This is a genomic window from uncultured Mycobacterium sp., from assembly GCF_964249325.1.
Classification (GTDB): Bacteria; Actinomycetota; Actinomycetes; order Mycobacteriales; family Mycobacteriaceae; genus Mycobacterium.
Genome location: NZ_CAXUCH010000159.1, coordinates 1 through 10,302 on the forward strand (window position 1 = coordinate 1; position 10,302 = coordinate 10,302).

Annotated in this window: 11 protein-coding genes and 1 pseudogene; 5 read left to right on the forward strand and 7 right to left on the reverse strand. The window is 66.1% G+C overall.

Features of this window, described 5'->3' with window-relative positions; genetic code table 11:
- Window positions 1–35: 35 nt before the first annotated feature.
- Window positions 36–239: a hypothetical protein gene (locus ACFE99_RS17635; RefSeq protein WP_375487519.1), complete on the reverse strand. Its 204-nt coding sequence runs from the start codon at window positions 237–239 to the stop codon at window positions 36–38.
- A 74-nt stretch (window positions 240–313) separates the two neighbouring features.
- Here ACFE99_RS17635 and ACFE99_RS17640 point away from each other — a divergent pair, with 74 nt between their 5' ends.
- The gene (locus ACFE99_RS17640) at window positions 314–991 is read left to right on the forward strand and encodes a class I SAM-dependent methyltransferase (RefSeq protein ID WP_375487521.1); all 678 of its coding nucleotides are present in this window, start codon (window positions 314–316) and stop codon (window positions 989–991) included.
- On the opposite strand, the gene ACFE99_RS17645 is transcribed toward ACFE99_RS17640, so the two are convergent.
- Entirely contained in the window at window positions 988–2,220 is a 1,233-nt protein-coding gene (locus ACFE99_RS17645) for a zinc-binding dehydrogenase (RefSeq protein ID WP_375487523.1), read from the reverse strand. The two genes, ACFE99_RS17640 and ACFE99_RS17645, sit on opposite strands and share 4 nt — an antisense overlap.
- Complete coding sequence (locus ACFE99_RS17650) at window positions 2,220–2,981, reverse strand: SDR family NAD(P)-dependent oxidoreductase (protein ID WP_375487539.1); 762 nt, start codon at window positions 2,979–2,981, stop codon at window positions 2,220–2,222. The genes ACFE99_RS17645 and ACFE99_RS17650 overlap by 1 nt, the downstream gene beginning before the upstream one ends.
- A 103-nt stretch (window positions 2,982–3,084) precedes the next feature.
- Between ACFE99_RS17650 and ACFE99_RS17655 the strand changes: the two are divergent.
- Window positions 3,085–3,995, forward strand: a pseudogene (locus tag ACFE99_RS17655) (class I SAM-dependent methyltransferase).
- Window positions 3,996–4,005: 10 nt separating this feature from the next.
- On the forward strand, window positions 4,006–4,914 hold the full coding sequence (locus tag ACFE99_RS17660) for a class I SAM-dependent methyltransferase (protein ID WP_375487525.1): 909 nt from the start codon (window positions 4,006–4,008) through the stop codon (window positions 4,912–4,914).
- On the opposite strand, the gene sppA is transcribed toward ACFE99_RS17660, so the two are convergent.
- Entirely contained in the window at window positions 4,911–6,710 is a 1,800-nt protein-coding gene (gene sppA, locus ACFE99_RS17665; RefSeq protein WP_375487527.1) for a signal peptide peptidase SppA, read from the reverse strand. The genes ACFE99_RS17660 and sppA overlap by 4 nt on opposite strands.
- A 64-nt stretch (window positions 6,711–6,774) precedes the next feature.
- On the opposite strand from sppA, the gene ACFE99_RS17670 reads away from it, so the two are divergent.
- Window positions 6,775–7,701, forward strand: coding sequence for an LLM class flavin-dependent oxidoreductase (locus ACFE99_RS17670; protein ID WP_375487529.1), 927 nt, complete (start codon window positions 6,775–6,777; stop codon window positions 7,699–7,701).
- 66 nt (window positions 7,702–7,767) lie between these two features.
- Entirely contained in the window at window positions 7,768–8,997 is a 1,230-nt protein-coding gene (locus tag ACFE99_RS17675; RefSeq protein ID WP_375487531.1) for a serine hydrolase domain-containing protein, read from the forward strand.
- A gap of 11 nt (window positions 8,998–9,008) precedes the next feature.
- Here the strand turns inward: ACFE99_RS17675 and rplO are convergent, their stop codons facing one another.
- The 3 genes from rplO to rpsE are packed head-to-tail and all read right to left on the reverse strand — an operon-like array spanning window position 9,009 to window position 10,302.
- The gene (rplO, locus tag ACFE99_RS17680) at window positions 9,009–9,449 is read right to left on the reverse strand and encodes a 50S ribosomal protein L15 (RefSeq protein ID WP_375487533.1); all 441 of its coding nucleotides are present in this window, start codon (window positions 9,447–9,449) and stop codon (window positions 9,009–9,011) included.
- Window positions 9,446–9,667 carry a 50S ribosomal protein L30 gene (gene rpmD / locus ACFE99_RS17685; protein ID WP_375487535.1) on the reverse strand — a complete coding sequence of 74 codons (222 nt, stop codon included), beginning with the start codon at window positions 9,665–9,667 and terminating at the stop codon, window positions 9,446–9,448. The genes rplO and rpmD overlap by 4 nt, the downstream gene beginning before the upstream one ends.
- A gap of 2 nt (window positions 9,668–9,669) precedes the next feature.
- Window positions 9,670–10,302: a 30S ribosomal protein S5 gene (gene rpsE, locus ACFE99_RS17690; protein ID WP_375487537.1), complete on the reverse strand. Its 633-nt coding sequence runs from the start codon at window positions 10,300–10,302 to the stop codon at window positions 9,670–9,672.

Below are 10,302 nucleotides of genomic sequence, written 5' to 3' on the forward strand. Positions count from 1 at the left end.
CCCGCCCTCTGTGCGGCCCACCCAGGCGGGGTCGATTACTTCCCTGGCGCCACGACATACACAAGGCCCGCCGGTCGCGCATACCACAGCGCCGGGAAGTCGTGAATATGGCGACCACGTACGCCCAGATCCTCGCTGCCGGCCCGGATCACCGACACCGGAGGTGTGTCCAGATCGGCCGGGTACGCGTAGATGGGCACGCCGCCGCGGTGGCGGACCAGACGGGCTGCAGACGTCATGGTGCTTAAAATAGTTCTACTTTGACCGAAGATCGCATAATTGCTCGGCCAGCCAATGATTCACCATAAACGATATGACTGAACATCGTCCGCATTCCGCGATCATGGCCATCGGCAAGCGCCACGACTACCTGCCGGCCGCTGGCCGTGACATATTCCTTCCCGGGTACGACCTACTGGCCCGGGTCCTTGGCATGAGCAAGGCCTATAACGCTCTCATTGCCCAGGCCGAACTCGCCGACGCCCGTCGTGTCCTCGAGATCGGTTGCGGCACCGGAAATGTCAGCATCCGCGCCAAACGTGCTCATCCCGCGACAGAACTGGTCGGCTGCGACCCCGACCCGCTGGCGCTCGCCCGCGCGCGACGAAAAGCACGCGGCCTGCGCGGTATCAGCTTCGATCGTGCCTATGCCCAAAAGCTGCCCTACGCCGATGGCGAATTCGACCGGGTGCTGTCGTCGATGATGTGGCACCATCTCCCCGACGACGCGAAAGCCGATGCGGCGGCCGAAGTATTCCGGGTGCTGCACCCCGGCGGCAGACTGCATCTGGTGGACGTCGGCGGCGCTATGACCACCCACGACGGCCTCGCGGCACGAAGGATGTTGCGCACCCACCACGTCGCTGGCAACCTCGGTGACTCGATTCCCCGGCTGCTGCGCACGGCCGGGTTCGACTGTAGCGAGGTGGCCAGCCATCGGCATCGTTTTGTCGGACGCCTCACCTACTACGGGGCCACCCGTCCCGGCTAACGCTGGTCGAACGCGACCTTGACTGCGCCGCTTTCGGCCTGGTTGGCGATAGCGAGGAAGGCCTCGCGCCATTGCTCGAGCCGGAAGGTATGCGTGAGCATGGGCCGCAAGTCAATTCGCCCTTCAACCACCAAGTCAAAATAGTGGTCGATAGCGTGCTTGCGCTGGCCGTCGACCTCTTCGACACCGAAGGCGTTGGAGCCGACCCAGCTGATTTCCTTGAAGTACAAGGGGCTCCACTCCCAACGTCCGGGTGCGTGCACACCCGCCTTCACCAAAGTGCCGCGCGCCCGAAGGACCCGGACGCCGACTTCGAAGGTCTCCGGTTTACCGACGGTGTCGTAGACGACGTCGATCGGTCCGGGAAACGCCATGGGCAGTCCTTGCAGCGGCTGATGCAACCGGCCACCGCCCCAGTCGACCAGCTCCTCGATCACCGCCAGGCGCGGCTCGTGGGCAAGCACTTTGGCGGCCCCGAACCGGCGGGCCAGTTCGGCCTGGCCGTCGAAACGTGCCACCACCGCTATCGCCACGTCGGGATAGAGCGCCCGCAACAGGGCGACGGCGCACAACCCCAGCGAGCCGGCCCCGTACACCAAGACCCGGCCCGACGGAGGCGGCGGATGCCGGCTGATCGCGTGTAGCGACACCGAACACGGGTCGGCGAACACGGCCAGCTCGTCGGGCACCGAATCCGGGACTGGAAAGAGCATGCTGTCGTGGGCGGGCATCAGCTCGGCGTAGCCGCCGGTCACGTCGGCCGATACCCCGGTATGGATGCCGGGTTTAATGTCGCCGTCGCAGAAACTCCAGCACAGGCTGTAGTCGCCGGCTTGACATGCCGGGCAAGGTGATGCGATGCCGCGTGGCCCGCAGGACAGCCACGGGTTGAGCACCACGCGTTGACCGACATCCAGGCCGCAGGCCTTCGGCCCGACCCTCACCACGTCGGCAACCACCTCATGACCCATGACTTGCGGGAACGAACAGAAGGCGGCCAACGCGTTGTCGGTGTCGCCCTCGCCGAAGTCGAGCAAGATCTGCTTGGAATCCGACCCGCAGATGCCGGTCAGCCGTGGCCGGGTGATCACCCAGTCGTCGTGCAGCAATCGCGGGTCCAGAATGTCTTGCAGCGCAACCGGGCTGCACGCGAGGTTCTTCGCGAGCTGGTTCGCCTCGTCGGGCACAGCGAACGGCTCCGGCGGCACCCCGAAAACCAGCGCCTTCATTAGCGCGCCATTGCGGCCGCGCCGCTGATATAGGCATCGATGTCGGCGTTCTTGGCGTCGACCACCGCCTTCATGTCGGGCAGATAATGCTCGAAGCGGTCGCTGGCCAGCACGGCGACGATGCCGTCGGCCACCTCCTCGGCCCGAACCTTCGGCCCCTGATAGAGGGGTTCTTCGTTGTCGGGCTGGTCCCAGATCTCGGTGTCGACGGGGCCCGGCTCGATCAGCTTGATCGAGACGCCAGTGCCGTGCAGGTCGACGGCGATCGACTCGCTCCAGCCGCACAGCGCGAATTTGCTTGCACAGTAGGCGGCTTCGTGAATGATGCCCAGCCGGCCGCCCACGCTGGACACGTTGACGATCATGCCCGCGCCGCGCGCCAGCATCCGAGGCAACACGGCCAGGGTGAGGCGCATCGGGGCGAAGAAGTTGATCCGCATGACGGTCTCGACCTCGGCAGGCTCCAACGCGGTTACAGCCCGCCGTTTCGGGATCGCGGCGTTGTTGACCAGCACGTCGATGCCGCCCAGCGTGTCCCATGCTTCCAGCGCCAGCTGGTCAACGGTCGCGGTCTCGGCCAGATCGGCCACCCACATCGTCGACGCTGCCGAAGTCACGCGGCAGTCGGCCAGGACCTCGGCCAGACGCTGCGATCGGCGGGCGATCAGCCCCACCACCGCGCCGTGCGCGGCCAGCCGCCGAGCCAGGGCGGCGCCCACGCCCGACGACGCCCCGGTGATAAGCACCCGTTTGCCCGCCACCACATATGCCATGGCCAAAGCCTGGCGCTAGTAGCCCAGCCGTGGCAAGCCTCGCCCCCCGACTCTTGTTATATTAGCTAAGTAACGAGTGGAGGGTTTGATGATGACACGCACAGACAACGACACCTGGGATTTGGCCTCCAGCGTGGGGGCGACGGCAACGATGGTCGCGGCGGCCCGCGCAATGGCAACCAAGGCCGAGCATCCACTGATCCACGACCCGTTCGCCGAGCCGCTGGTCCGCGCTGTGGGTGTCGACCTGTTCACCCGCCTCGCCAGCGGCGAGCTGAAGCCCGAAGATCTCGAGAACGGCGCCGGCTCGAACCGGATGGCCGACAATATGGCGATCCGCACCAAGTTCTTCGACGAGTTCTTCCTCGAGGCGACCAACGCCGGCATCACCAGGCGGTGATCCTGGCCTGCGGATTGGACTCCCGCCCCTACCGACCGCCCTGGCCGGCCGGCACCACGGTGTACGAAATCGACCAGCTGCAGGTCATCGAATTCAAATCCCGAACGCTTGCCGAGCTGGGCGCCAAGCCCACCGCCTACCGACGCACCGTCGCCATTGATTTACGCGACGACTGCCGGCGGCGCTGCGCGCGGCGGGTTTCGACCCCGACAAGCCGACCGCGTGGAGCGCCGAGGGCCTGCTCGGCTACCTGCCGCCGGAAAGCCCAGGACCGGTTGCTCGACACCATCACCGCGCTCAGTGCGCCGGGCAGCCGAATCGCCACCGAAAGCGCGCCGAACCGCGACCCGGCCACCGAGGAACGAATCAAGCAACGGATGCGGACCATCTCCGAGCGCTGGCGCGAACACGGCCTGGATCTCGACATGACCGAGCTGGTCTACTTCGGCGACCGCAACGAGGCCGCGGCGTACCTGGCCGACCATGGATGGCAGATGACCGGCAGCAGCATCCGGGAACTCTTCGCCGCCAACGGGCTTCCGCCCATCGACGACGACATACCGTTCGCCGACCGACTCTACGTCAGCGGCACGCTCGGATAGGGGTTCGCCAGTGGCACGAACGCATGACGACACCTGGGATCTGGCATCCAGCGTCGGCGCGACCGCGACCATGATCGCGGCCGGTCGCGCGATGGCGACGAGCAACGGCCTGATCGACGATCCGTTCGCCGAGCACCTCGTCCGTGCCGTGAGTCTGGACTTCTTCGTCAAAGTGATCGACGGCGAGGTTGATTTCTCGGCGTTCGAGAACGCATCGCCGGCACGGATGAAGGCGATAATCGACGGGATTGCCGTCCGCACTAAGTTTTTCGACGACTACTTGGTCCAAGCCGTGGATGCCGGGGTGCGCCAGGCGGTGATCCTGGCCTCGGGGCTGGATTCGCGCGCCTATCGGTTACCCTGGCCGACCGGGACGGTGGTCTACGAGATCGACCAGCCGCAAGTGATCGACTTCAAGACGTCCACACTGGCCGGTATCCACGCCGAACCCACCGCAACAAGGCGCACGGTCAGTATCGACCTGCGTGCAGATTGGCCGGCCGCATTGCGGGCTGCGGGGCTAGATACCACCGCGCCGACGGCATGGCTGGCCGAAGGCCTGCTCATCTACTTGCCGCCCGAGGCCCAGGACCGGTTGTTCGACGACATCACCGCGCTCAGCGTGCCGGGTAGCACCATCGCCACCGAATATGTGCCTGGCATCAAAGATTTCGATGCTGAAAAGGCTCGCGAGCTTTCCCGTCCACTTCGGGAACAGGGTATCGACATCGATATGCCGTCGCTGGTGTACGCCGGCGAACGCAACCATGTCGTCGACTATCTGGCCGCCAAGGGCTGGGGCGTGAGCACTGCGTCGCGTACGGAGCTCTTCGTGCGCAACAGATTCGACGTTCCGGCAGCAGAGGACGACGATCCGCTCGGTGAAATCTTCTACGTCAGCGGCACACTGGGGACCTAAAGGCGCGTCTCCCCCAGCCATAGCATGCTTACACCGGTCAGCGCTCGCTCGCTTTGCTCGATGATCGCGGCCACCGACCGGCCCAGCAACGCGGCCAGCGCATCCGGCAGCGACACTGCGGTCGGCTGCGACGAGGGACGGGGCCGGACGAAATCCCACAGCGACGAGCTCGGGTAGCTGAGGATGCGTACGTCGGCGTCTTCGTCAAGGCCAGCCAGAACCTTGGCGCGACGCAACGCTGTGCGTAACCCACCGAGTTCGTCGACCAGGCCCCGTTCGTGGGCGTCTTCGCCGGTCCAGATCCGGCCCTGGGCGACCGCATCCACTGCAACCGTGCTCATCTTGCGGCCCTGCGCAACCCGCTGCACGAAGTCGCTGTAGCACAGGTCGGCTTCGGCTTCCACCAGGGCCTGCTGCTCGGGAGTGAACGGCGCGTTGACCGACCAGGCGTCGGCATTGGCGTTGGTACGCACAGCATCGAATCCGACACCGAGTTTGTTCTTCAGATCACGGGCGATGAGCTTTCCGGTCACCACACCGATCGAACCGGTGATGGTGCCGGGGTTGGCCACAATCGCGTCGGCGGCCACCGAGACGAGATAGCCGCCGGATGCGGCAGTCGCGCCCATCGACGCCACCACCGGCTTGCCGCGCTCCCGGACCTTATTGACTGCACGCCAGATGGTTTCCGATGCATTGACCGTACCGCCACGGCTGTCGACTCGCAGCACGATGGCGGACACCGAATCGTCGGCGCCCGCCTCACGCAGCGCAGCTGTGATGGTGTCGGCGCCGGCAGCGGAGGTGCCGAAGGGCAGTAACCGGTGGCCGCCGCGTCCGCTGACTATCGGCCCGGACACCGTGACGAGGGCGACCGTCGGCTTGGGCTTGCGGCCCGGGACCGGCGGCAGCGGTGGCGCCAGCCGCGGGCCGCCCATCCGGGCGTAGCGCGACAGATACAGCCGAGGCGGCGCATTTTCGGCCGCGTCGGCGTCGCCGGTTTCAGGTGACACCCCTTCCACGCCAATGAGTTCCGCGATCCGTGCGTATGCTTCGTCGCGGAAGCCGATCCGGTCGACCAGGCCCGAGGTCACCGCGTCGTTACGCAACAGCGGCGCCCGGTCGGCCAGGGCGTCGACGGCTTCGGGGTCGATTTTGCGCGACTCGGCGACCGCCTGGCGCACCTGCCCGTACAGGCTCTCCAACAACCGTGTTTCGGCCTCGCGATCGGCGTCGGTGTAACGGTCCTGTGTGAAAAGGTTTGCCGCAGACTTGTATTCGCCCTTGGCCACGAACTGTGCCTCGATGCCGGCCTTGTCGAGCGCTGGCCGCAGAAACATGGCGTTGGTGGCGAAGCCGACTAGCCCGACCGTTCCCGCCGGTTGCATCCACACTTCGCTGAACGCCGATGCCAGGTAGTAAGACAACGTTCCCGGATAGGTCTCGGCCCATGCCAGCGACGGCTTGACGACGCTGAATGCCGCGATGGCCCCCCGTAATTCCTGAACCGGCCCGGGCGCCGCTTCTGGCAGCTGCACGCGGGCGACCAGTCCTGCCACCCGCCGGTCCTCGGCGGCGTGGTGGATCGCGGCCACGGCTTCACGGAGAATCAGCGGTCGGCCACCCGCGCTGATCATCGCGAGCGGGTCAAAGCCGCCGGTTTCCGGTGGCACTGATTGCAGGTCCAATTCGAGCACGCAGCCATTCGGGACCCCATGGTGGCGGGCGGTATCGACGCGGCGGGCCAAGGCCCGCACGCCGTCGACACCAGGGACACCAGGCAGAAAGGTGAACATGGACCGAGCCTACCGACGTCGGGTTCCCACCTGCCGCTGACGGCCGCGGCCGTACGGTGGTGGGGTGATGTTTTCGATCTCGATTCCCCAGCTGGACGCCACCGGTTTCGACGGCGCAGGCCTGCGGTCTTATCTCGCCCGGGCCGAGGAGCTGGGGTTCGACGGCGCCTGGGTGCTCGAGCAGATCGTCGGTGAGGCGCCGCTGCTGGCGCCGCTTGAGCTGCTGGCGTATTCGGCGGCCTGCACCGAACGCCTCCGCCTGGGCGTCGCCGTCTTGGTCTCGTCGCTGCATGATCCGCTCCAGCTGGCCGCTGCGGTGACCGCCGTCGACCGGCTCAGCCATGGGCGACTAGACGTCGGTGTCGCTCCCGGCGGGGGCTTCCGTCAGTTCTCTGCCTTCGGCGTCGAGAAAGCGACGTTCGTGCGGCATTTCAGCGAAGGTCTGCAGCTGATGAAGGCGGCTTGGTCCGATGAACCGAGAGTGACGTTTCACGGCCGGTTCCGTCAGGTCGACAACTTGCCCATCCAGCCCAAGCCGGTGCAGCGCCCGCATCCGCCGATCTGGTTCGGCGGGCAGGCGCCCAAGGCGCTGGCCCGGGCGGTGCGCCACGGTGACGCCTTCATCGGCGCCGGTTCATCGACTACCGCGAACTTCGCCGCGGCAGTAAAAACGCTGCGCCGCGAACTCGCCGAGCAGGGCAAGGATCCGGGCCGGTTCGCGATCGGCAAGCGGGTCTACCTCATGGTTGACGACGACGCTGGCCGGGCTCGCGAACGTGTGCTGGCTGGGCTGCGCCGCATTTACGGCACGATGCCGGGGGTGGAGGACGTGCCGGTGTCGGGCACGCCCGACGACGTCGCGGCTGGATTGCGTGAGGTCATCGACGCCGGGGCGCAGATGATCTTGCTCAACCCGGTCGGCGACGACGTCGGGCAAGACCGCGATCAGATGGAACGTCTTGCCGCAGAGGTGATTCCGCAGCTCGCCTAATCGCGCGAGCACAGCAACTCGGCGGATTCGCCGGTGTCCGGCGGTCGATCGCGGTATAACCACTCAATGGTTCTCAAAGTCACGGTGCCGCCGAATTTGATCGGCGGAGACGTCGACGAGGGTTACGGCAAGGTCGCGGACGCCTTTCGCGCCAACTTCGCCCGCGGCCGCGAGGTCGGCGCAGCCGTGGCGGTCTACCGGGACGGCGTGAAAGTCGTCGATTTGTGGGGTGGCTACCGAAACGGCATCACCAAGGCGCCGTGGCAGCACGACACTATGGTCAATATGTACTCGACGACGAAAGGTGTTGCTTCCCTGGCTATGGCCGTCGCCGCCTCCCGCGGGCTCATCCGCTACGACGCCAAGGTCGCTGATTACTGGCCGGCATTCGCGCAAGCCGGCAAGTCTGAGGTGACCGTGCGACAGTTGTTATCTCACCAAGCCGGACTACCCGCCCTTGATGCACCGCTGCGGCTGGCCGACCTCGCCGACCCGCACAGACTGTCAGCGGTGCTGGCGGCGCAGACCCCGGCCTGGCCCCCCGGAACCCGGCACGGCTATCACACCCTCACCTTGGGCTGGTATGAGTCCGAACTCCTCCGGCACGCCGATCCGGCAGGCCGGACACTCGGCCGGTTCTTTGCAGACGAGGTCGCTACTCCCCTTGGCCTGGACCTGCACATCGGATTACCAGCCTCGGTAGACCGAGACCGCATCGCCTACTTGCACGGATGGAAACGCCCCGAGGCGTTGCTGCACCTCAACACGATGCCGCCGAAATTCGCAGTTGCCCTATTGAACCCGTTCGGCTTGACCGCCAAAACCGTCAAGCTTCCCAGCGACGTCGACGTGATGCGCGATTTTAATCGGGAAGAGGTGCGCACCGTCGAAATGCCTGCGGCCAACGGGATTGGCACCGCCCGTTCGGTTGCCAACGCCTACGGTTGCGCCGCCACCGGTGGTACCGAACTGGGCTTAACGCCGACCACTCTGGACGCGCTGACCCAGCCAGCAGTCACACCCACCGGCGGAATACGCGACAAGGTGCTGCATGTCGATTCGGTGTTCTCGCTTGGCTACTGCAAACCGGTCCCACACTTCTGCTTTGGCTCATCCGACAAGGCGTTCGGAACCCCTGGGTACGGCGGCTCGTTCGGGTTCGCCGACCCAGACACCGGTATCGGATTCGGCTACGTGATGAACCGGTTGGGTTTTCACCTGTGGAGCGATCCGCGAGAAATCGCCCTGCGCCAAGCGCTGTTCCGCGACGTGTTAGGTGCCCGCTCGCAGACGTAGCCAGGCGCGGCTTAGAGCTCGGTGACCGAACCGCCTGCGGCGGTGATCTTCTCGCGCGCGCTGCCGCTGAACTTGTGCGCGGTTACGTCGACCTTCACCGACAGCTTCCCGTCGCCGAGCACCTTCACCAGCGAGTTCTTGCGAACGGCTCCCTTGGTCACGAGTTCGTCGACCCCAACCGAACCGCCCTGGGGGAACAGCCGATTGATGTCGCCGACATTGACGATCTCGTATTCGGTGCGGAACCGGTTGCGGAAGCCTTTCAGCTTGGGCAGGCGCATGTGGATCGGCATCTGACCGCCCTCGAAGGTCACCGGCACCTTCTTGCGGGCCTTGGTGCCCTTGGTGCCGCGGCCGGCGGTCTTACCCTTGGAACCGTCGCCGCGACCGACGCGGGTCCGTTTGGTTTTCGACCCGGGGGCGGGCCGCAGGTCGTGAAGTTTGATGGTCACTTCTTCTTACCTCCGGCTTTGTCGCCTGGACTCAACGGCTCGGCGGGTTGAACCTCGACGAGGTGGCGAACCACCGCGATGAGCCCTCGCGTCTGGGGGTTGTCGTCGCGGATCACCGAATGACGAATCCGCCGTAAACCCAAGGTGCGCATGCTTTCTCGTTGCTTCCAGCGGGCACCGATGGTGCTGCGCACCTGGGTGATCTTCAGCTGCGCCATGGTTACGCCGTTCCCTCACGCGCCGCACTCGCGGCCAGCGTTTCGCTTTCACGCCGCGCCTTGAGCATGCCGGCCGGCGCGACGTCCTCGATCGGCAGCCCGCGGCGAGCGGCCACCTCTTCAGGACGCTGCAGCAGCTTGAGCGCGGCCACCGTGGCGTGCACCACGTTGATCGCGTTGTCGCTGCCCAGCGACTTGGCCAAAATGTCGCGCACGCCAGCGCATTCCAGCACCGCACGCACGGCGCCGCCGGCGATGACACCGGTACCCGGGCTGGCGGGACGCAACAGCACCACTCCCGCTGCCGCCTCACCCTGCACGGGATGGGTGATGGTGCCGCCGATCAGCGGCACCCGGAAGAACCCCTTGCGCGCCTCCTCGACGCCCTTGGCGATCGCGGCCGGAACTTCCTTGGCCTTGCCGTAGCCGACACCGACCATCCCGTTGCCGTCGCCGACGATCACCAGCGCGGTGAAGCTGAACCGCCGGCCGCCCTTGACCACCTTGGAGACGCGGTTGATGGCGACGACGCGTTCCAGGTAATTGCTTTTGTCGCCGTCCCGCTCGCGGCCGCGTCCACCGTCGCGGCTCCTGCGGCTCTCGCGCCCTTCGGCACGTCCTTCACTACGGATCAC

Excerpts from the sequence above, each read along its gene's own strand:
- ACFE99_RS17635 (WP_375487519.1), bottom strand. The coding sequence starts at position 239 with ATGACGTCTGCAGCCCGTCTGGTCCGCCACCGCGGCGGCGTGCCCATC.
- ACFE99_RS17640 (WP_375487521.1), top strand. The coding sequence starts at position 314 with ATGACTGAACATCGTCCGCATTCCGCGATCATGGCCATCGGCAAGCGC.
- ACFE99_RS17645 (WP_375487523.1), bottom strand. The coding sequence starts at position 2,220 with ATGAAGGCGCTGGTTTTCGGGGTGCCGCCGGAGCCGTTCGCTGTGCCC.
- sppA (WP_375487527.1), bottom strand. The coding sequence starts at position 6,710 with ATGTTCACCTTTCTGCCTGGTGTCCCTGGTGTCGACGGCGTGCGGGCC.
- ACFE99_RS17675 (WP_375487531.1), top strand. The coding sequence starts at position 7,768 with ATGGTTCTCAAAGTCACGGTGCCGCCGAATTTGATCGGCGGAGACGTC.
- rpmD (WP_375487535.1), bottom strand. The coding sequence starts at position 9,667 with ATGGCGCAGCTGAAGATCACCCAGGTGCGCAGCACCATCGGTGCCCGC.